Annotated in this window: 16 protein-coding genes; 1 reads left to right on the top strand and 15 read right to left on the bottom strand. The window is 64.4% G+C overall.

Features of this window, described 5'->3' with window-relative positions:
• Positions 1-9: 9 nt before the first annotated feature.
• The 4 genes from NHH73_12885 to NHH73_12870 form a co-directional block, all read right to left on the bottom strand.
• The gene (locus tag NHH73_12885; protein ID USX29116.1) at positions 10-1,053 is read right to left on the bottom strand and encodes a glycosyltransferase family 9 protein; all 1,044 of its coding nucleotides are present in this window, start codon (positions 1,051-1,053) and stop codon (positions 10-12) included.
• Entirely contained in the window at positions 1,050-2,450 is a 1,401-nt protein-coding gene (locus tag NHH73_12880) for a hypothetical protein (protein ID USX29115.1), read from the bottom strand. Before NHH73_12880 ends, NHH73_12885 begins: the two co-directional genes overlap by 4 nt.
• A gap of 9 nt (positions 2,451-2,459) precedes the next feature.
• On the bottom strand, positions 2,460-4,160 hold the full coding sequence (locus tag NHH73_12875) for a carbamoyltransferase (protein USX29114.1): 1,701 nt from the start codon (positions 4,158-4,160) through the stop codon (positions 2,460-2,462).
• A gap of 84 nt (positions 4,161-4,244) precedes the next feature.
• The gene (locus NHH73_12870; protein USX29113.1) at positions 4,245-6,665 is read right to left on the bottom strand and encodes a penicillin acylase family protein; all 2,421 of its coding nucleotides are present in this window, start codon (positions 6,663-6,665) and stop codon (positions 4,245-4,247) included.
• Positions 6,666-6,853: 188 nt separating this feature from the next.
• Here NHH73_12870 and NHH73_12865 point away from each other — a divergent pair, with 188 nt between their 5' ends.
• On the top strand, positions 6,854-7,192 hold the full coding sequence (locus tag NHH73_12865; protein USX29112.1) for a four-helix bundle copper-binding protein: 339 nt from the start codon (positions 6,854-6,856) through the stop codon (positions 7,190-7,192).
• Positions 7,193-7,286: 94 nt separating this feature from the next.
• Here the strand turns inward: NHH73_12865 and NHH73_12860 are convergent, their stop codons facing one another.
• The 11 genes from NHH73_12860 to NHH73_12810 form a co-directional block, all read right to left on the bottom strand.
• Complete coding sequence (locus NHH73_12860) at positions 7,287-8,234, bottom strand: LysR family transcriptional regulator (GenBank protein ID USX29111.1); 948 nt, start codon at positions 8,232-8,234, stop codon at positions 7,287-7,289.
• Positions 8,235-8,290: 56 nt separating this feature from the next.
• Positions 8,291-9,262 carry a glycoside hydrolase family 43 protein gene (locus NHH73_12855; GenBank protein USX29110.1) on the bottom strand — a complete coding sequence of 324 codons (972 nt, stop codon included), beginning with the start codon at positions 9,260-9,262 and terminating at the stop codon, positions 8,291-8,293.
• A 34-nt stretch (positions 9,263-9,296) separates the two neighbouring features.
• Entirely contained in the window at positions 9,297-10,301 is a 1,005-nt protein-coding gene (gene yjfF / locus NHH73_12850; GenBank protein USX29621.1) for a sugar ABC transporter permease YjfF, read from the bottom strand.
• Positions 10,302-10,312: 11 nt separating this feature from the next.
• Positions 10,313-11,368: an ABC transporter permease gene (locus NHH73_12845; GenBank protein USX29109.1), complete on the bottom strand. Its 1,056-nt coding sequence runs from the start codon at positions 11,366-11,368 to the stop codon at positions 10,313-10,315.
• Entirely contained in the window at positions 11,365-12,930 is a 1,566-nt protein-coding gene (locus NHH73_12840; protein ID USX29108.1) for a sugar ABC transporter ATP-binding protein, read from the bottom strand. The genes NHH73_12845 and NHH73_12840 overlap by 4 nt, the downstream gene beginning before the upstream one ends.
• 12 nt (positions 12,931-12,942) lie before the next feature.
• Positions 12,943-13,917, bottom strand: coding sequence for an ABC transporter substrate-binding protein (locus NHH73_12835; GenBank protein USX29107.1), 975 nt, complete (start codon positions 13,915-13,917; stop codon positions 12,943-12,945).
• A 132-nt stretch (positions 13,918-14,049) separates the two neighbouring features.
• Positions 14,050-16,401, bottom strand: a complete 2,352-nt coding sequence (locus tag NHH73_12830) for a glycoside hydrolase family 127 protein (protein USX29620.1) — start codon at positions 16,399-16,401, stop codon at positions 14,050-14,052.
• 83 nt (positions 16,402-16,484) lie between these two features.
• Complete coding sequence (locus tag NHH73_12825; GenBank protein USX29106.1) at positions 16,485-17,510, bottom strand: arabinan endo-1,5-alpha-L-arabinosidase; 1,026 nt, start codon at positions 17,508-17,510, stop codon at positions 16,485-16,487.
• Between the two features lie 60 nt (positions 17,511-17,570).
• Positions 17,571-19,118, bottom strand: a complete 1,548-nt coding sequence (locus tag NHH73_12820) for an alpha-N-arabinofuranosidase (protein USX29105.1) — start codon at positions 19,116-19,118, stop codon at positions 17,571-17,573.
• Positions 19,119-19,135: 17 nt separating this feature from the next.
• The gene (locus tag NHH73_12815; GenBank protein ID USX29104.1) at positions 19,136-21,073 is read right to left on the bottom strand and encodes a glycoside hydrolase family 97 protein; all 1,938 of its coding nucleotides are present in this window, start codon (positions 21,071-21,073) and stop codon (positions 19,136-19,138) included.
• A gap of 100 nt (positions 21,074-21,173) precedes the next feature.
• A complete protein-coding gene (locus tag NHH73_12810; protein USX29103.1) occupies positions 21,174-21,941 on the bottom strand; it encodes an SDR family oxidoreductase in 768 nt (255 codons plus the stop codon).
• Positions 21,942-21,976 lie beyond the last annotated feature (35 nt).

Genomic DNA, 21,976 nt, shown 5'->3' with positions numbered 1-21,976 from the left:
ACCCAAAACTTAGGCCCAATGCCGCCGCGCCGCCGCGTCCGCCATGCGCGCCCCCGCCAGCAGCGAACGCGCCTGCGCGAGCACCAGCTGCGTCTTGCGCCCTTCCGGATCGCGGATGCAGCGGTGCAGTCGCCGGTTCAGCGGCGCCCAACGCCCCATGTCGGCCTTGCTGAATATCACCACACTCCGCAACCCCAGGCCGGCGGCGATATGCGACACCCCGGTGTCATTGCAAATCAGTAAGCGCGCCCCGCTCATCAACGCCGCCATCGCCCCCACCGACATCGGCACCGTCGCGTTGATCGCGGGCGTGTCCATGCGCGCTGCCACGGCGCTTGCCAGATCGGCCTCGCTGGCGGAACCGGTCAAAACGATCTTCAGCCCATGCTCCAAGGCCAGGCGGTCCGCTACTTCGGCGAAGCGCGCCGGCGGCCAGCATTTATCGCGCAGGCGCGCACCGGCGTGAATGCATGCGTAGCCGCCGGCCGGCAGGCCGCGCGCGGCGCCGGTGTGTTCCAACTCTTCCCAGTCCTCCGGCATCAAGGGGAACTCCAGGCGGCAGCCCATGGTGTCGGCCCCCAGCCATCGGGCCAGCCGCAGCAGACGCAATGGTTCGGCCCCGTGCTGCGGAAAAGGCAACGCGTGCTTCCGGCCGCACGGCGACTTGGCAACGGTGCCGTAGCCGGCCTGGGTGCCGGCGCCGAACGCGGCGACGATTCCATTGGTGACCTCGCCGCTGCCATGCATCTGCAACGCCAGCGCAAACTCCTGTTCGCGCATGTACGAATAGAAGTCTTCCTGGGCGTACGGCAGCGCGGGTTGTTCCGGCAAATCGGGATGGCCGGGAAAGGCGACGAAGCCATCGAGATAGGCGCTGTAGCGCTTCGAGAATTGCTCGGCCCACGGCAGGCCCACCAGCACTATGCGGGCCTGCGGCAAGGCCGCGCGCAGCGCCCTCAACGCCGGCACCGCGCACAGCATGTCGCCCAGGTACAAGGCGCGGAACACCGCTACCGGACCTTCGCCTATGCGCTGCAGCAACGGCGTGTTCATCGCGCACCACCAGACGACAGCAGGCGGTCGATGACGTTGGCGGTGATGCGCTCAACGGGGGTGTCCTGGCCGCTGTCGAGCACCTGGGCCCAGTCCGTGGTGCCTGCACTGAACACGGTGCCGCCGCGTTCGAAGAGTCCCATGCAGGCGGCGTGTATGCCCTGCCCGGCCGCGTGTTGCTCGCGCGCAGGCAATTCCTGCCAGTCGTCGCCCAACACGCTGCTGGCAAGCAGTTCGTAGGTCGCCGGTGTGCCGTAGCTGGACGCCGCCAAGGCGACACGCGGCAACGCATCCGACGCTCCGATGCCGGCGCCTGCGCGAGCGCCCGTTTCCGCTTCGCGCTCCAACGGAACGCCGTCGCACTCGTAGCCAATCAACGGCGGCCGGGTGGCGGCGCCGAACACCTCTCCGCGCCGCAGCCCGGTCCCGGCGAAGACCCAATGATCGGCCGCATGCACCGTATAGCCCGGGACACGGCGCGGACCGTCCCACCATCCGCCGCCGTGGCGATAGCTGGCGCCGCCGAGCGCGTCCTCCGGCCGGCCAACCCCGCCGCGCGGCCACCAGTGATCGAGCGCGCCTTGCGGACCGCCTTGATGACAAACCATCGCCAGCCCCTGATCGACGTAGTGGATACGCCACCAGCATAGATTGGCGCCGAAGAAGGCAGCGTTGCCGCCGTTGGCGATGAACGCTTCCACATGGTCGCGCGCAGGCTCGCTCCAGTATTCGTCGTGGCCGGCGCTGAGCAACAAACTGTAACGCCCGCACAAATCGGGGTCGGCGTGAATATCGAAATCGGTGCAGAACGCCGGCTCGTAGCCGTTGCGCAGCAGCCAGCGGATGAAGCGCGCGTCCCAGTGCGCAAAGCTCTGGCGCGGCGAGCTGGTGTCGTAATGATCCGGCGCGCCGAAGATCGCGCCGCCGATCCCACCGCCGGGCCGCCGCAGCGACAACCGCGCGCCAGGAGGGTGCGTCGAGCGCGGCGGATTGTCGTAAAAGCACCCGCCACCGCTGTGGTTATAGGCGTGCCAGGTCGCCAATGGCAGCTTGACCAGCAGGCTTCCGCGCGTGGCGCCGCGCACCACGAACAGCGCAGCCGCCTGCGGCATCCACGGCGCCGGCGGCGGCGCGCCGTCCGTTTCACAGCAGGCGATGTAGACGGCCGAGCGCCAGTCCCCGGGGATTTCGAAGCCATAGGCGGGCCAGTGCCAATCCTGATCCGGTCCGCGCGGCGGCGCATGCTCGCCGCGCAACCAGTCCGAGCGCAGCACGGGTTGCAAGGCCACGCTCCAGCGGAAGAAGTGCACGCGAAAGCGCGGCTGGTCGGTCGACACATGCAGCACCAGGCGCTGTCCGGGCAGCACGCTGGCGGGCGCGGGATAGAGCTGAATCATGGCGCGCCCTCAGAACGGCGCATCGGGTTCGACCCGTTTGCGCACCCAAAAAGGCGGCATGGCCAAGGCATGCAACGGCGTGGCCCTGAATGCCTCCACCGCCTCGGCGGGCGTCTCTACGATCGGTTCGTCCTTGCGGTTGAACGAGGTGTTGAGCAGCACCGGCACGCCGGTGCGCGCCTCGAACGCCAGCAGCAAGGCGCGCAGCAAGGGGTCGTCGTCCGGCCCCACGCTTTGCAGCCGGGCGCTGCGGTCGATATGGGTGGTGGCGCCCAGGCGCTCGGCGCCGAACGGCGTGACCGGCACCGCGAACTGCATGAACGGCGCCGGATGCATCAGGTCGAAATAGTCGCCGGCCCGCTCCAGCAGCACCGCCGGCGCCAGCGGCCGAAACCATTCGCGTTGCTTGACGCGGGCATTGATCCAGTCGCGCATCCGTTCGGTGCGCGGATCGGCCAGTATGCTGCGGTGCCCCAGCGCGCGCGGGCCGAATTCGCTGCGCCCCTGGTACAGCGCCAGCGCCTTGTTGCCCGCCAGCAGATCGACCATGCGCGCGCACAGCGCCTCACGGCTATCCAAACGCTCGACGACAAGGTCGTCCGCGTCGCGCAGCGCCGCCTCGATAGCGGCGGCATCCGGCTGCGGGCCCAGATAATCGTCGCGCCAGCGGAAATCGCAGCCGCGTTCGGCCAGCTCGGTCAGACCGTAGACCGCGCAACCGAGCGCGGTGCCGCCATCGCCCGGCGTCGGCGGGATGAACAGCGAGCGAAACGGCGTCTCGCACATCAGCCGCTCGTTGACCGAACAATTTAGCGCGGTGCCGCCGGCAAAGCATAGGTGGTCGGCGCCGGTGCGCGCATGCAGCCAGCGCGCCACCTGCAACAGGGCATCCTCGAAGGCGGACTGGCCCGCCGCCGCCAGATTGGCGATATCCTGGAACACGCCGCCGCCCGTTGGCGCGTAGCGGAAGCGCTGGCGCTCGGCCAGCAGCGCGCGCCAGCGATCCGGCATGAACACCCGGCAGCCGTCGACGTCCAGCGGCGGCATGCCGAGCGCGTAGGGGTCGCCGAACGGCGCCAGGCCCATCACCTTGCCTTCATTGCCTTCGCCGGGGAAAATCGCCTGGGTCAGCATGAAATAAAACATGCCAAGGCCGGCGGGCTGTTGCTCGTCGCGCTCCCACAGCTGCTTGCCGATGCAGTCGATGCGCGCGGGGTGGCCGGGGTGGCCGCGGTCGGCCATATAAAACGACGACACCTCGCGCCAGTGCCCCGGCACGGCGGCCGCGTCGGCCCAATGCTCGGTGAAATCTGCCACCGCGCTGCCCTGGCCGTCGATGACCATGACGGCGGCCCGCGTGAACGGCGACGGATGAAAGGCGCTATATAAATGCGCCACGTGGTGCGAGATGCGGGCGCGGCGCGCATGCGGCGCCAGCTTCAGGCTCGCGGCCAGTTCGCGCTCGTAGGCGGCCAGATTGTCGATCTCGGCGTCGGACGAGTAACATTCGACCAGCACGTCGACCGGCGCGTCCAGTCCCGGCAGGCGCGCCGCGTAAAAATCGCGCAGGTCGCCCGGCCTGCCCCAGTGATGCTTGACGCGGCTCAGCCGCTCCTTCTGTATCGCCCACTGCAGGGTCGCACCGCGCAGCAGGCAAGCGCTGGCGTCCTGCGTTCGGTTTATGCCCAACACCACCGGTTCGTCTTCCATCGCCGCCTCCCCGTGCCGGGACGCAACGCACCGCGCGCCGCGTCCTGCAGGTTAGAGCGTCGGGATGCCGGGTTAGTTCTGCCTCTACTTTACGAACGTGAGCGTATGCTTCGCCGGTCCCGGCAACAGCGGCGACTCCCGCCCGCTGAGCCAATCCTCGCGGCCGCCAAGGAAATTCGGCGACAAGGGATGGCCGCTCTGGCCGGCCGGCATATTAAAGATGCCTTCCTGCTCGCGCCCCGGCGTCACCGTCATGCGCTCGGACTGTCCGAATGTCGGCCCGGCCACGCGCGGCATGTGCTGGTCGCCGGCCAGCATGTCCGGCGCCACCTTCAGGAAGCGGCCCACCAACGGCAGCGCCGACGCCATCGGATGGGCGCTGGCGGCGGTATTGCGCTTGCCCCAGGTGGCCTCCGACAAAGGCTTGCCGTCCTTGGTCAGGTCGGCGATCACACGGTCCAGCGCAGTCAGTTGCAAGGCCTGCCAGTCGGCGAACTGCGGCGGCAGCCAGCCTGGCGGCTGCTCGTCCAGCAGGCGCGCCAGCATCACCGGCCAGCGCGCGCTGATGGCCGCCATGCTGGCCTTGGGGTCGATCGCGGCCATCTGCTGGTCGGCGTTTTCGAACAGGATGTCGTACAGCGCGTACATGTAGGCGCGCGTGATGCGGTAGCCCACCGAGTCGACGCTGGCCCTGCCGGTCCAACTTGTTTTCAGCAGCGCCAGCGCCTCGGCGCGGCGCGGATGGTCGGCGACCGCCTTGCCGTCGAGCGCGGCGATGGCCCGCTTGCGCCATGGCGCCAGGAACACCGCGCGGTCGTCCAGCGCGATGGCGTAGACCTTCTTGACGTCGGTCTTGGCGCCCAGCGCCGTCAGGTCCTCGCGCACCTGGTGGGTGCGCGCGCCCAGATCGAAGCCGCCATCGCCGATCAACGCCGCGCCGGCGCCGGCCAGCTGGCGGCTGTTGGCGGTGGCCAGCTGGCCGCCGGCCGGATTGACCACCTTCGGATATTCGGCCGGCGCCAGCCAGCCATCCCACACGCCGGCCTTGTCGTCGGCGGCCAATGGATAGGTGATCTCCACGCCGGCCGGCGCGCGGCGCGGCAGCGGACCGGCGACGGTCCAGCCGATATTGCCCTTGTCGTCGCCGCCGACGAAATTCTGCGCCGGGATGCCCAGCGTCGGCGCGATCGCCAACGCCTGGTCGAGCGTATCCGCCCCTTCCAGCCTCTGGACATTGACGTTGACGGCGGCCAGCGTGTGCGCGGTCCAATGCACCGCGTAGCTGCGGCCCATCGCCTCGCGGATCGGGCCGAGCGAGGTCTCGCGCACCGCCAGCGTCTCGGCCGGCGCGCCCTTGACCAGTATCGTCTCCTCGTGCACGGACGGCGTCTCCCAACCGGCCTGCGTGAGCACCTGCCCGGGCCTGGCCGGATCGGCTTCCAGCGCGATCAGATCCAGGTAATCGCCGTAGCTGTTGGTGAAGCCCCAGGCCACATGGCCGTTACTGCCGGCCACCACCACCGGCGTGCCGGGCAAGGTGACGCCGACCACGCGGCGCTGGCCGCCCTTCGCGTCCGGGAACTGCAAGGCCGCGCGGTACCAGATGCCGGGCAGCTGGATGCCCAGGTGCATATCGTCGGACACGATGGCGCCGCCGCTGTCGCTGCGGCTGCCCGCCACCGCCCAGTTGTTGCTGCCGACGGTATTGAGCATCTCGGCGGGCAAAGGCGCGAACGCCATTTTCGACAACGGCGCGGTGCCGGCCGTTCCTGGTTTGCCCCACCACGCCGGCGCCGCCGCCGGAATCGGTGGCGGCTCGCCCGGCACGTTGTCGGCGTCGAGCGGCGCGTCCCACTGCGTCGATTCCGGCGCCAGGAAGGCGCGCTGCTCCTGCGACGCATGCTCGGCGAGCCAGCCGCGCGACAGTTCGCGCGGCAGCAGGCTCCCTTGCAGGTCGAAATACATGGCCCAGATCACCAGCAGCGAATCGGTGGCCGCCCAGGCGCGCGGCGGCATGCCCACCAGCGCATACTCGAACGGCTTGGTGCTCAACGCGCCAAGGCCAGCGTTGACGCCGGCGGCGTAGCGCTCCAGCAGCGCGCGGTCCGGCGCGGGCAGCGACTTGAACGCCAGGTCGGCGCGGGCGCGGAAGCGGTGGAAGCGGCGCGCTTTGTCCACCGGCAGCGCGCGCGCGCCAAACAGTTCGGACAACTCGCCTGCCGCGGCCCGGCGCAGCAAATCCATCTGAAAATAGCGCTCCTGTGCGTGCACGAAACCCGTGGCGTAGGCCACATCGAGCCGGCTGCCGCCGCTGATCACCGGCACGCCACGCTCGTCGCGCGCGACGCTGGCGGTGGTCTCCAGCAGCGCCGCCTGCCGCGTGCCGTCCAACTGGGACAGGCTACCGCGCAAATACAACCATGCCGCCAACAGCGCCAGGACCAGCAACGCCACCGCCACCAACAAGATCCGCCTGGACCACACCGTCAGCCTGCTCTTTTGCATACCATTCCCGGAAATCAGATCAATCCGGCAATAGTGCCAGAGAATCCACTCCGCAGGCAATCGGGGGCCACGAACTTACACTTCTTCGATATCAGATCGGCAATCCATAAAGAGAGTCCGCGCACAGAGGCCTCCCCCGCGGCGGCCTACCATGGAGTTTTAGACAACCCGGAAGAGAAAGGAGCGCCATGGATACCGTGACCAACATGCAGGACTGTATCGACGCCTGCACCAACTGTCATCAGGCCTGCCTGCAGACCGCGATGACGCACTGCCTGCAGATGGGCGGGCGGCACGTCGCGCCGGACCACCTGCGGCTGATGTTCGATTGCGCGGCCGTGTGCGAGCTGTCGGCCAATTTGCAGCTGAGCGGCTCGCCGTTCGCCGAGCGCCTGTGCGGCGTCTGCGCCGAGGTATGCCACGCCTGCGCCCTGAGCTGCCGCGACCTGGATGGCATGGAGGAGTGCCTGCGCGCCTGCGAAGTGTGCGAGCACTCGTGCCGCGAGATGGCAAAAATGGCCGCCTGAGCGTAATGTCGCTAACTTCAGCGCTCATCTGAATCACGTAGGGCGGGTTAGCGCAGCGTAATCCGCCCTACGAAAACCGCTTTAACTTAGTGGGTCAGGCGATCTGGTAGATGTCTTTCGCCACTTCCCGCACGTAGCGCAGCAGCAGCGCCGCGCCCGGCGACATCAAATGGCCGTCCACCGTGATGATGCCGAAAGCGTCCATGCGGCACGGCAGCTCGATCGGCAGGATGTTGAGCACCCCCTGCGACTCGTAATACTTGGCCACCGCGATCGGCATCACATTGAGCGCGTCGGTCTGCTGCAGCAGCGGTTTAATCAGCAGCACCGCCGTGGTGTCGACCACGTTGCCCGGCACTTCCAGGCCCGCGCGGCGGAACATCAACTCGCAGCGCGCGCGCAGGATGCTGCCCTGCGGCGGCAGTATCCACGGCTGCCCGGCGATGTCGCGCAGCTGGAGGTTGCGCGCCTTGAGCAGCGGATGGCCGGGACGCACCACCGCGCACGCCGGCTCGTCGCCCAGCTCCTCGTAGGCCAGCCCCTGCGCGCTCTGACGCTCGGGTATGCGGCCGATCATGAAATCCAGCCGGCCGCGCTGCAACTGCTCCAGCAGGATGTTGGACTGCTCCATCTCGACGCCGATGCGCAGGCGCGGCGAGGCCTGCTTGGTGCGCGTGATCGCCTGCGGCAGCAGCGAGATCCCCGGCGTCATGATGGTGCCGATGTCCACCTGCCCGGTCAAGCCGGCCTTGATGGCGACGATGTCCTCGTGCGCCAGCGAGAGGCTGGTCAGCGCCATGCGGGCGTGGCGTATCATCGTTTCGCCGTAAATGGTCGGCTCCATGCCGCGCGGCAGACGGTCGAACAGCTGCACGCCGAGCATCTCCTCCAGGTCCTTGAGCTGCTTGGACGCGGCGGGCTGCGTCATGTGCAAATCTTCCGACGCACGGTGGATGTTGCGTTGTTCGTCCAGCGCGATCAGCAGCAGCAGCTGGCGCGTTTTGAGGCGCGCGCGCAGGAACCAGTTCGAATTAGTATCCATAGGAAAATGATATCACGATGGGTATTGATTTTGCATCAAAACCCATCATTTCAATATCACTTGCAAGCCGAACTAGGATTGGCCGCAGGCCCTTCCTTGGTTTGCTTGATGAACGGGATGGTGCCGTCGGCGTTGTACTGGAACTCCTCCACCGCCACCGAGCGGCGATACTCGCCACCGGTGGGCAGCTTGTCGTTGTGGTAGAAGATGTAGTTCTTGCCGTTGAATTCGACGATCGCCTGGTGGATGGTCTTGACCTTGGCGTTCTTCTCCATAATCACGCCGCCGAACTTCCACGGGCCGATCGGGCTGTTCGACATCATGTAGGCGGTGGTCTCCGGGAAGTCGCGCGAATACGACAGGTAGTACACGCCCTTGTGCTTGTGCATATACGGCGCCTCGGTGAAGCGGTCCATGCCCACGGTGTGGATCGGGCCATCGAACTCGGTCATGTTCGGTTTGAGCTTGGCATATTTGAGCACCGTGTTACCCCAGTACAGATACGCCTGGCCGTCGTCGTCGACAAACACGCCCGGATCGATATCGTCCCAGGCGATCGGCGCTTCCAGTGTCATGTTGTTGGTGACCAGCGCCGAACCGCGCGCGTCGACGAACGGGCCTTCCGGCTTGTCGGAGACGGCCACGCCGATGGCGCGGCCGGGGATGGTCGCGTGATCGACGGTCGAATAGAAGTAGTATTTACCATTGCGCTTGGTGACGTCGGCGGCCCAGGCGTCCACTTTGCCGATCGCCCATTTGAAGGCCGACGGCTTGAGCGGCGAGCCGAGATCCTTCCAGTTCTTCATGTCGCAGCTGCTGTAGACGCGCCATTCCTTCATCACATAGTCCTTGTCCGTGACCGCGGCGCTGTCGACGCCGACGTACAGGTAGACCGTGCCGCCGTCGACATACGCCGACGGATCGGCCGTGAACAGTTTCGGGAACATCGGGTTCGCCGCCTGCGCGCTGTTTACGCTGTTAATCGCGGCAAAAGCCATCCCCGCCGCTGCGATAGCGGCAAATTTCATCAGTTTTGTTTTCAAAGCTCTCTCCAGTGATATCTTATTTTTTAGCCGTCGCGCCGATCGCCATCAGGCGCTGGACAACGCAGAATACAAACAGCAGACCGCCGATGACGATCTTGGTCCACCACGAGCTGAGCGTGCCGTCGAAGGCGATCAGCGTCTGGATGGTTCCGAGCACCAGCACGCCGGACAGCGCGCCGGCGACATAGCCGTAACCGCCGGTCAGCAAGGTGCCGCCGATGACCACCGCCGCGATGGCGTCCAGCTCCGTGCCTTGCGCATGCAGGCCGTAACCGGACAGCATGTAGAACGAGAACAGCACGCCGGCCAATGCCGCGCAAAAGCCGCTGAACGCGTAGATCAGCACCTTGGTGCGCGCCACGCGCAACCCCATCATCAGCGCCGACTGCTCGTTGCCGCCGACGGCGTAGATGGCGCGGCCGAACGGCGTGCAGTGCGCGACGTAGATGGCGATGGCCAGCATCGCCAGCGCGATCAGCGCGCCCGGCGACAGGAAGCCGCCCAGCACAGGAATCTGCGTTTGCGACATGGCGACGAAGAACGGATCTTCGATGGTGATCGAGTTGATGCTGATCAGGTAGCACAGGCCGCGCGCCAGGAACATGCCGGCCAGGGTGACGATAAACGGTTGCAGCTTGAAGTAGTGGATGATGGCGCCCATGACCGCGCCGAAGCCGGCGCCCAGCACCAGCGAGATCGCGATCACCAGCAGCGGCGGCACATGCCAGGTTTGCAGCAGCCAGGCCGAGATCATCGTCGTCAGCGCCAGCACCGAGCCGACCGACAGGTCGATGCCGCCGGACAGAATCACAAAACTCATGCCGACCGCGATCACCAGCAGGAAGGCGTTATCGATCAACAGGTTGAACATCACCTGCAGCGACAGGAAACCCGGATAGGCGGCGCCGCCGGCAACCAGCAGCACCGCCAGCAGCATGACCGTCACCAGGGAGGTGAAATACGGCGACGATGTCAAGCTGCGCGGACGTGATGGTTTGTCCCCGGCGGCGGCGCCGGTCATGACGGTTGCGCTCATGTTGCGATTCCCTTCGAGCGGGCCGGGAAGACACGGCGCCACATGTTTTTGAATTCTGCCGACTGCGAAATACAGACCAGGAACACGACCACCGACTTGACGACCATGTTCACCTCCGGCGGCAGACCGAGCGAATAGATGGTGTAGGTCAGGGTTTGAATGATCAAGGCGCCGATCACGCTGCCGGCCAGGCTGAATTTACCGCCCGCCAGCGAGGTGCCGCCCAGGGTAACGGCCAGGATGGCGTCCAGTTCCAGCAGCAGGCCGGCGTTGTTGGCGTCCGCGCTCTTGATGTTCGCGCTGATCATCAGGCCGGAGAGTCCGGCGCAGGCGCTGCAGAACAGGTAGACGAAGAAGATCAGGGTCGCGGTCTTCAAGCCGGCCAGGCGCGCGGCCACCGGGTTGATGCCGACCGACTGGATGAACAGGCCGAGCGCCGTCTTGCGCATCAACAGGAAGGTCACGATGAAGACGGCGGCGACGATGTACAGCGAGAACGGCAGGCCAAACAGATACCCGCTGCCGAGGAAGAAGAATGGCTCGTAGTAGACGGTGACGATCTGGCCATCCGTCATCAGCTGCGCCAGGCCGCGCCCCGCCACCATCAGGATCAAAGTGGCGACGATGGGTTGCAGGCCAAGGCCAGCCACCAGCACGCCGTTCCACGCGCCGCACAACAGCGCAGCGCCCATGGCCGCGCACAGCGCCCACACCATCGGCGTATTGGCGACGTATTCGGGCACGCCGTTGTTCATCACCATGGTGCCGCCGATCAGCATCGAGGCGACCGTGCCGCTGATGGCGACCACCGCGCCGACCGAGATGTCGATGCCGCGCGTGGCGATGACCAGGGTCATGCCGATGGCCGCCAGCGCCAGCGGCGCCGCGCGGTTGGCGATGTCGATCAAGCTGCCGTACAAGTGGCCGTCCTTGATCTCGATGTGGAAGAAGCCGGGAATCAGCAGCAGGTCGATCAACAGCAGGATCGCCAGCGCCGCCAGGGGACGGAAAAGTGGATGCCGCACGATGCTCATTTGGTTCATTCCGCTCATTTCGCGTGCGCTCCTTCCGCCGCGATCACGTGCAAGACCGAGGTTTCATCGAGCGCGCCGCGTGGATACTCGCCGCCGGTTTTACGGTCGCGCATGACCACGATACGGTCGCTGCAACGCAGCACCTCCGGCAGCTCGGACGAGATGAACAGGATCGACATGCCCTTGCGGCACAACTTGACCACGTAATCCATGATCTCCTGCTTGGCGCGCACGTCAATGCCGCGAGTCGGCTCGTCCAGGATCAGCATTTTCGGCTCGGTCGCCAGCCAGCGCGCCAGCAACACCTTCTGCTGGTTGCCGCCGGAGAGCGTGCCGATAGGCGTCTCGATGCTGGCGGTCTTGATGCCGAGCGCCTTGACATATTCTTCCGCCAGTTGCTGCTGGCGTTTGAGCGGAATCGCGCGCGTCAACCCCATGCGGGCTTGCAGAGCCAGAATGACGTTCTCGCGCACCGACAGGTCGAGGATCGCGCCTTCGTGCTTGCGATCCTCGGAACAGAAGCCTATGCCCGCGGCGATGGCGTCACGCGGCGAATTGAAGCTATGCTCCTTGCCGTCGATGGAGATGGCGCCGCTGTCGGCCTTGTCGGCGCCGAACAGCAGGCGGGCGGCCTCGGTGCGGCCGGAGCCCAGCAAACCGGCCAAGCCAAGCAGCTCGCCCTCGCGCAGCTCGATATCCATCGGCGCCAGCGCGCCTTTGCGGCCAAGGCCACGCGCGCTGAGGAACGCCTTGAGTTTCGATGGCGCGGCGGCGATCGCATCATTGCTTGCGGCCGGCGACGCGGGTGCGGCGTCCGGCGTGGCGGCGGCCGGCGCGCCGACCATTTTATTCACCAGTTCAAGCCGCGACAGATCGGCGCAGGCGTACTCCCCTTCGCGTTCGCCGTTGCGCATCACGGTGATGCGGTCGGAGATCGCGTAGGTCTGGTCGAGGAAGTGTGTGACGAACAAAATCGACATGCCCTGCTCGCGCAGGCCGCGCAAAACGCTGAACAGCAGGTCGACTTCCTTCTCGTCGAGACTGGAGGTCGGCTCGTCGAGGATCAACACCTTGGCCGAGACCAGCAACGCGCGCGAAATCGCCACCATCTGCTGGATCGCCAGCGGATAGTGGGCCAGCGGCATGGTGACATCGATGCGGATCCGCATCCGCTCCAGCAGCTCGGTGGCCTGCTGTTGCATGCCGCGCCAGTCGATCCCGCCGAACTTCCGCGGATAGCGGCCGATGAAGATGTTCTCCGCCACCGACAGGTTCGGGCAAAGGTTCACTTCCTGATAAACGGTGCTGATGCCGAGGTTCTGCGCATCGAGCGTGGACGTCGGATAGATCGCCTGGCCATCGAGCAGGATCTCGCCCTGGTCCGGCGCATACACGCCGGTCAGCACCTTGATCAAGGTCGATTTGCCGGCGCCGTTCTGCCCCATCAGCGTGTGGACCTCGCCCGGATACAGGTTCAGCGCCACGCCGCTCAAGGCCTGTACGCCGGGGAAGGCTTTGCTGATGCCGCGCAGCTCCAGCACCGGCGCTGTCGACAACGCGGCTTGCGCTAATGTACTCATCGCGGGAGGCTATCAGTATTTACGGTTCGGGAATTCCTTGGCCGCCACCTCGGCCGGGAACACGCCCTCTTGCACCGTGATGCGCTTGGGTACCGGCTTGTTGGCGGCGACGTCGCGCGCGATCTGCATCAGTTGTGGGCCAAACAGCGGATTACATTCGACGGTCACGTTCATCTTCCCGGCCACCATCGCCTGGAAGGCGCCGCGCACGCCGTCGATCGAAATCACAAGGATGTCCTTGCCCGGCTTCATACCGGCTTCCTCGATCGCCTGGATCGCGCCAATGGCCATGTCGTCGTTGTGCGCGTACAGCACGTTGATCTTCTTGCCCTCGGCCTTAAGGAAGGCTTCCATCACTTCCTTGCCCTTGGTGCGGGTGAAGTCGCCGGTCTGCGAGCGGATGATCTTCAGCTTCGGATTGGCGGCGATGACTTCGGCGAAGCCCTTCTGGCGGTCGATCGCCGGCGCGGAGCCGACGGTGCCCTGCAGCTCGACGATGTTGAAGGTGGCGTCGGGCGTCTTCTTGGCGCGTTCCAGCAGCCAGCGCGCGGCCAGGCGGCCCTCTTCGACGAAATCGGAACCGATGAAGGTCACGTACAGCGACGGGTCGGTGACGTTGACGGCGCGGTCGGTCAGGATGACCGGAATTTTCGCGGCCTTGGCTTCGCGCAGGACGGTATCCCAGCCCGATTCGACAACCGGCGAAAAGGCGATGATATCGACACGCTGGGCGATGAAGGAGCGGATCGCCTTGACCTGGTTTTCCTGGCGCTGCTGGGCGTCGGCGAATTTGAGGGTGATGCCCTCTTTCTTGGCCGCGTCCTTGATCGAGACGGTATTGGCGGTGCGCCATTCGCTCTCGGCGCCGACTTGCGAGAAGCCGATCACCAGCGGTTTGGCGGCGAAGGCCGGGCCGACGCTACCGAAGGCGGCGACGATGGCAGCAGCTACGCCGGCTTTGAGTACGGTTCTGCGATTGCATGTCATAGCAAGGTCTCCAGATTAGATTTTTAACTACTTATTGATCATATACTATGAGAAACACAAATATCTATCCAATGATATTTTGGTCAACTACGATATCGATTCCGATATCGGTTCAACTGCGGAAGTAATAGCTCAGCGCAGCAGGCGCAAGCCGTACAAGCCACCGGCCGCCGAGCCATTACGGGCCACAAATTTCACCACCAGCTTCCCGCCCGCTGCTGCAACCAACGCCGGCGGGATCGGGTAATCCACCGTATAGAGTTCCTGCGGCGCCGTGGCGTCCAGCTTGACCTCGGCCAGCAACTGGCCGTTGATCAGGATATCGAACCTGCGCCCGGCATCCGCTTTCGAGTATGTCAGCAGCAAAGTGCGGGCTTCCGACTTTTTGTCGGTCAGGTCATAGCTAAACCAGCTTTTCGCATGCCGCCAGCGGCGCCCCTTGGCCAAACCGGATTCGCCGCCTTCGGCCTTGAAAAAGTGGTCCGATTCCGGCTGCTGCTCACCCGGCGCCACCTGGTCGATGGTGCGCGCGTCCAGTTCAAGCCGCGCCTTCTCGTCCTCGGCGGCTTTGGCGCGCGTAGCCGCCAGATCGGCCGCCGTCGAATACGGCCAATAAACCATGTAGCGGGATTCGTGCACGCGGAAGAACGGCACGAAGGTGGTGGCCTCCTTGCCGTTCTTGCCCTCGACCAGTCCGGGAGCGACAAACGTCAGCGGCCTGCCCGACACCGGCTTGAAGCGGCCCTCGAACGAAGGACTGTCGTCGACCAGCACCGGCGCGGCCTGCAACGGGACTACCGGCCCGGAGGCGATATGGCCCATGCGCGAGTCGTCGGCCAGGAAGTTCAGTTTCTCGTCAGGGAACGGGTTGGTCTTGGCCGCCAGCACGACGGGGCCATGCAGGACCGCGTAGTAATTGGATTTGTCCGGCATCTGTTCGAGCCGGGTTTTCATCGGCAATGCGATATCGACCTTGTCGCCGTCGCGCCATTGGCGGCGGACGCTGACATAACGGTCGGCGCCGATGCTGGCCGCGACCTGCTTGCCGTTGACGGCGACGCGCAGCGCACCCGGCGCCACCCACTCCGGATACCGGATCTTCAAGGTGAAGGTCTTGTTGCCCTTGACCGTGATGGTGCTGCCGCCTTCATCCGGGAAGCGGTTGGACTGGCGGAGGGATACGCCCTGCTCGCGCCAGTTCAAGGTCGAAGGGATGAACAGGTTGACATACAGGTTGTCGCCCCGATGCGCGTAAATGAACTCGCCGTACTTGGCGTGGCTCTCCAGGCCCGAGCCCACGCAGCACCACATGCCCTGCTGCGGCTGCGAATACATGCGGTAGTGGTTCGGCCGCATCGGCGTGAAGTAGACAAAGCCGCCGCTGTGCGGGCGCTGCGAGCCCAGAATGTGGTTGTACAGCGCGCGCTCGTAGTAGTCGGCGTAGCTGCCCTTGGCGTCGCCGAGGAACAGCAGCCCGGTGAGCTTGAGCATATTGTAGGTATTGCAGGTCTCGGGGCCTTCGACTTCCTCGATCATGGACGAGAAGTCATTCTGGTCGTGGAAGTGCTCCTTGACGCTGTTGCCGCCGATGGCGACGGTGCGGTGATCGTGCACGGTTTGCCAGAAGAACTGCGCGGCTTTTTGCCAGTCGCGCCGGCCGGTGATGTCGCCGATGCGCTTGAAGCCGATCACTTTCGGGATTTGCGTATTGGCGTGCAGGCCGGTCAACTGGTCCTTGCCATCCTCCAGCGGGCGCAGGATGGCCTGGTGCGAAAAGCGGATCGCCAGGTCCATGTATTTTTTCTGGCCGGTCATCTCGGAGACGTCGGCCAGCACTTCGTTCATGCCGCCATGCTCGCAGCGCAGCATGTTCTGCATCTGTTCGTCGCTCAGGTGCGAAATCAGGCCGACGGTCCAGTCGCACAGCGCGATCAGCATCGCGCGCGCGTCCTCGTTGCCGGTGTAGACGTAGGCGTCGCGCAGGCCGGCGTAAAGCTTGTGCAGGTTGTACCACGGGACCCATTTGCCGTTGACGGAGAAGCCGTCGGCCTGGAGTTTGCCCTGCGCGATATCGCGCCACGCCGCAGCGCCACCTGGCACGCCGCCGATGTAGCCATCGCCATTGCTCGCCTGGCAGCGCTTAAGTTCCGCCACAAAGTAATTCAGCCGCTTGAGCACTTCCCCGTCGCCGGTGGAGGCGGCCATCAGCGACAACGCCGTCAGATAGTGGCCGCCCATGTGGCCATCGAGTCCCGTCGATTCCCAGTTGCCGTAGCTGGCCTCCTTCGGTGTCAGGCCGGCTTCGCGCAGGAATGGCGCCAGCAGCCTATCCGGATTCAGCGCCATGATGTAGCGCAGGTCCGTTTGCTGGGCTTCCAGGAAGGGACTGGCGGTCAGGCGCACGGCCGACAGCGGGAACAGGCGCACAGGCGCTTTGTCAGGCGCAGGCACGGCGGCGCCAGCGCGCGTCGCGGCGCCGGCCATCGGCGCAACCGCCGCTGCCGCCATCGCACTGGCGGCGTAACGCAAGGTGCGCCGGCGCGCCGGCTTGTGGATGGCCGCGGCCATTATTTCGGCGGCAGCTGCGTGCTGCGGTACTTGTTCAAGTCGGCCTGGTCAACCGTCGGCCACCTTTTCGCGTCCCATTTCATTTCCATGATTTTCAGCTTTTGCAGGTAGTTGTCGGCGGTCTCGTAGGCGTGCAGCACCAGATAGTCCTTGCCGTCCATCGTGTAAGCGCTGTTGTGGCCGAGGCCCTTCCAGTCCTTGTCGCCGGCGATCAACAGCGAACCGCCGCCCTTCATCATATCCACACCTTTTTTGTCGATGTAAGGACCGGTCACCGATGTCGAGCGGCCGACGACGACGTTGTAGGTGCTGTCGCCCTTGCGGCAGCAAAGGCCGAACGATGCGAACAAATAGTAGTAGCCATTCTTCTTGAAGATGAACGGCGCCTCGATCTCGCCCGGCCCCGCATCCGTGCCGGCCGGCGCGTCGACGTTGGCGGTCCGGCTGGCGATCGAATGCCATTCCTGCGGCTCGGCCAACCCGGTCCAGGCGTCGTTCAACTTGACCAGTTTCAGTCCGCTCCAGAAGGAGCCGAACGACATCCAGGCCACGCCTTTTTCATCTTCGATGATGTTCGAATCGATCGCGTTCCAGTCGTCCCGCAGCGGCACCGACTGCAACACCATGCCCTTGTCTTCCCAGCGGTAGTCCGGGGAGCGCGGATTGAGCGTCTTGTTGACGGTCACGCCTATCCCCGACGTGTTTTTACCGAAGCCGGAAACCGAATAATATAAATAGTATTTACCGTTATGGAACTGCACATCCGGCGCCCAGATATGGCCGTCGAAAGTCGGTGCGGCGCGTTTGGCCCAAGATGGCTGATCCTTGAACACGCGACCTTCCGGCTTCCAGTCCTTCATATTGGTCGAACTGTAGAAAGTGATGCCCGGCCCGGTACTGAAGACGTAATAGGTATCGCCTTCCTTGGCCATCACCGGATCGTGCACGCTGACTTCCTTGGCCGTGCAGGCCGACAGGCCGGCCACGCCCAACACCAGAGCCATCGTCGAAAAAATATACTTCATCTACAACCTCGATTAACGATGCGAGACCAAGCCACCGGCATGGCCTCGCGGGCTTACAACTTACTCCACCGCGACCACGATAACGGCCTTGGCCGGGATCTTGACCGTCAGCTTGCCATCGGCGCCGGCGGTGGCGCTGAACGGCGCCGGCTTGATCGCTTCCGGCGACTGGAAGGTGTTATGCGTATCCATCGCGGCGGACGTCAGCACCCGGCCATTGACCGACTTGATGGCCTGGCCCGGCACGTCCACGGCGATTTCCGCTTCCTTGGTCGGGTTGGTGTTGACCAGCGCCAGATACAGCTTGCCGTCCTTGGCGCGCGCGGCCGAAGCGCTGATCTCTGGAATACTGCTGCCGTTGTACGAATACTGCGGATTGTTCGTCAACTTCAGCGGCAGCGAGGTCGCGTCCTGGAATGGCACATACATCTGGAACGCGTGGTACGTCGGCGTCAGCACCATCTTGTCCTTGTCGGTGATGATCATCGCCTGCAGCACGTTGACCATCTGCGCGATGTTAGTCATGCGCACGCGATCCGCGTGGTCGTGGAAGATATTGAAGTTCAGCGCCGCCACCACCGCATCGCGCAGCGTGTTTTGCTGGAACAGGAAGCCGGCGTTGGTGCCCTTCTCGACGTCGTACCAGGTGCCCCACTCGTCGACCAGGAAGCCCAATTTTTTCTCAGGGTCGTACTTGTCCATCACCGCCGTATTGTTCTTGATGAAGCCATCCATCTTGATCGTGTTGGACAGGGTCGAGAACCACTGGTCTTCCTTGAAGCCGGTCGCCATCCCCTTCACTTCCCACTGGCCGGTCGGGATGGTGTAGTAGTGGAAGCTGATGCCGTAGGTCTGCTTCTTGAGCTCTTTGCTCAAGGTTTCGGTCCACGTCAGGTCATGGTCGTTGCCGCCGCTGGCGATCATCTTCGGGCGATACTGCGGTGGAGCGCGCAGGAAGGTTTCGACATTCTTGTACAGGTTTGCGTAGTGTTGGGGCGACATGTTGCCGCCGCAGCCCCAGGCCTCGTTACCGATGGCGAAGTAGTCGACCTTGAACGGCTTGTCGCGGCCATTCTTGCGGCGCAGTTCCGCCAGCGTCGATTTGCTGTCGGAGGTCATGTACTCGACCCATTCCGACATCTCTTGCGCACTGCCGGTGCCCAGATTGCCGTTGACGTAGGTCTCCGCGCCAAGCTGCTCGGCCAGTTCGAAGAATTCGTGGGTGCCGACGGCGTTGTTTTCCTCGACGCCGCCCCAGTTGGTATTGACCTTCACAGGACGCTTCTCTCGCGCGCCGATGCCGTCGCGCCAGTGGTATTCGTCGGCGAAGCAGCCGCCCGGCCAGCGCACCAGCGGCACGTGCATGGCTTTGAGCGCGCCGACAACGTCCTTGCGCCAGCCGTTGACGTTCGGGATCTTCGACTTCGGACCGACCCAGATGCCCTCGTAGATGCCGGTGCCCAGGTGCTCTGCGAACTGGCCGTAGATGTTTTTGTTGATGACCGGACCGGGCTTGGTCGTATCGATCGTCACGCCGACAGGCGCGGCGAATGCGGCGCCCGAAGCGAGCATGCACAGGGTGAGAACACCACGTTTGATGTGATTCATATTTGTCAATCTCCTGATTACTGTTTTATTGTCATCACGAAGCCGCCATGCGGCTTGATGGTTACTGCTGCTTTTTTGCCGGCAGCGATGCTGCGCTGGCTAAAACTCCGTTCGCCCTCTTCGCCGTCGGCGATGATCGTGCCTTGCTTGCCACCGGCGAAGGACAAGTCCAGTGTCAGGGCCTTGGCGGATTCGGTGGCGTTGATGCCGGCGATGTACCAGGTGTCGCCGGCACGGCGCGCAACAACCGCGTATTTGCCGGGGAAGCCGTCAACCAGGCGGCTGTCGTCCCAGCTGCGCGGCAGCTCTTGCAGGAAGCCCTTGACGTAGGCCGGCACGGTCGCCATCCCCTCCGGCACTTCGGCGAAGTGCTGGATGCCGGAGACGTACAGCACCGATGTCGCGAGCTCGAAGCCATTGCTGCCGGTGCGCTTGATCTTGGGGATGTCGCCGAACACCATCGGCGTGAAATCCATCGGGTCGAACAGGTTGCGGGCGAACGGCATCATCGCCGCGTGCGTCGGCATCTTGTTCTCGTCGGCCTGCTCGAAGGTGGTGAACTCGAAGCCACGCACGGCCTCCATCGTCATCAGGTTGGGCCAGGTGCGGGTCCAGCCGCGCGGCAGCGTGGCGCCGTGGAAGTTCACCAGCAGGCCGGCGGTTGCCGCGTCGTTCAATATATCGACGTAGTAGGCGATCATCGACTGCGCGTCGCCATTGAAGAAGTCGATCTTGACGCCCTTGACGCCCATCTGGCGCAGGCGCTTGAACTCGGCCACGCGCTGCTCGTGCGTCAGCAATTTGCTTTTCGGCGAATACTCGGTCGCGTTCCATGGGCCGGACGAGTTGTACCAAACCAGCACGCCGACGTTCTTGGTCGCGGCGTAGTCGGCAAGTTCCTTCATTTTCTCGTAGCCGATCTTGCGGTCCCAATCGGCGTCCACCAGGGTGTAGTCCCACTTCATGTCGGCGGCGTAGTCGATGAACTTCTTCTGCACGTCGTAGACGGTGGCGTCATCCTTCAGCAGCGCCCAGCTCCAGGAAGCGTGGCCCGGCTTGACCAGTTGCCTGTCGAAGGCGATCGCCGGCGCCGCAAGGTCGGTACCCAGTGTCGATCCAACTACGGTCGCCAGCGACCCAACCGCCATCAGGCGCCATGGTGAAGTCAGTGTGCCTTCGACGTCGGCCAGCAGACCGCGATCGGGATAGACTTCTTCCTTCATCGGGTTGCCGATGCTGTACTTTCCGCCTTTGGAGTCCGGCGCCAGGCGCGAGCCCTGGAAGCTACCGTCCATGCCCGCCTCCGAGATCGCAAGCCAGTTGTCGCCGGCCTTGAAAAGCGCCGGGAACACCCAACCGGCCGGCGACGGCGAGACCGTACCGACCGGGATGTCCATCTGATAGTGCTCTTCGTAGGAAGGATTGGTCCGCCCCCAGCCGGTCTGCGCGACGGCGATCGGCTGCAGCCAGGCCTTGGCCGATGCCGGCAGCGCGAACGTTGTGCGTTCCTGGATCAGTTTTTTCCGTGGCAGCGACGGCTCGGCGACGATGTAGCGGAAGGCGACGCCGTCGTTCGACACGCGGAAGACGATGTCCATCTTCTGCTTCTTCGCGTTCTGCACGGAGTAGGTTTGTTCGTTGGCGCTGTAGGTGATGTCACGCTTTTTACCCGTGGCCATCTGGTACTTGTCGGTGACGGTGCCGACCTTGGAGCTGGCGGCGATGGTCAACGCGCCAGCCAGATCGGCGCCTTGAAGTTGCAGACCGAGTTCGGATGCCAGCAGCACCGGTTTGCCGTCACGGGAGACGGTGTAGGTCAGGGGTTTGCCGGGCGCCGCATTCAGCTGGACGCTGATGTGACGGTCGGGGCTCGTCAACGCGCCAGGGGAAGCCGCGAAGGCGGTGGACGCGGCTGTGGCGCCCACCGCGACCGCGGAGATAAATCTATTCACCATGTTCTCACCAATTTTTTAGGGTTATGTAGCCCCGCCACCTCTAAGGGTGGTGTCTCCGGGGCGGCGAACGGTGTTGCTGGTGCTTCTACTACGTCACTACTTATACCCATCCTCCATCGACGATGAACTCCTGGGCGGTGCACATGGCGCCGTCGTCGGCGGCCAGGAACAAAATCATCGACGCGATATGCTGTGGCATCAGCTTTGTCGGCATGCACTGGTTACGCTTGATATCCTGCTCGCCCGCTTCGTCCAGCCACAGGTCGATCTGGCGCTGGGTCATCACCCAGCCCGGCGTGACGGTGTTGACGCGGATGCCGTGGGCGCCGAATTCGCGCGCCAGGCCACGGGTCAGGCCATGGGTCGCCGCCTTCGAGGTGGCGTACACCGGATAGCCGGCATTCTTGACCTGCCACGAGATCGAGCCGACGTTGATGATCGAGCCTGCGCCCTTTTCCTTCATGCCCTCGAAGACAGCCTGGCAGGTGAAGAACATCGGGCGCTGGTTGATGGCGATACGCTCGTTCCAATAATCGACGGTGACGTCCTGGGTCGCGTGGCGCTGGTCGTTGGCGGCGTTGTTGACGAGGATGTCGAAGGAACCGATGATGCCGGCCAATTCGGCCATCGTGGACTGCAAGGCGGGAATGTCGGTGATGTCGCAAACGCGGAATTCCGGCTCGGGGTAGCCGGCTTCCTTGACGCGGCGAACCAGCTCCAGGCTGGCGTCGCGGGCGATGTCGACGAAGGCGACTTTTGCGCCCTGCTCGGCGAAGGAAATCACCATCGCCTCGCCGATGCCGGTGCCGCCACCGGTGATGAACACGCGCTTGCCGCGCAGGCTGGCGAATTTAGCCAATTGGGTCATACAATCTCCGTTATTTTTATAGACGAAAGCCCCGC

The organism is Oxalobacteraceae bacterium OTU3CINTB1 (assembly GCA_024123955.1).
Classification (GTDB): Bacteria; Pseudomonadota; Gammaproteobacteria; order Burkholderiales; family Burkholderiaceae_D; genus Rugamonas.
The sequence above is the reverse complement of the archived record's forward strand: the minus strand, read 5'-3'. Positions and strand labels throughout refer to the sequence as shown.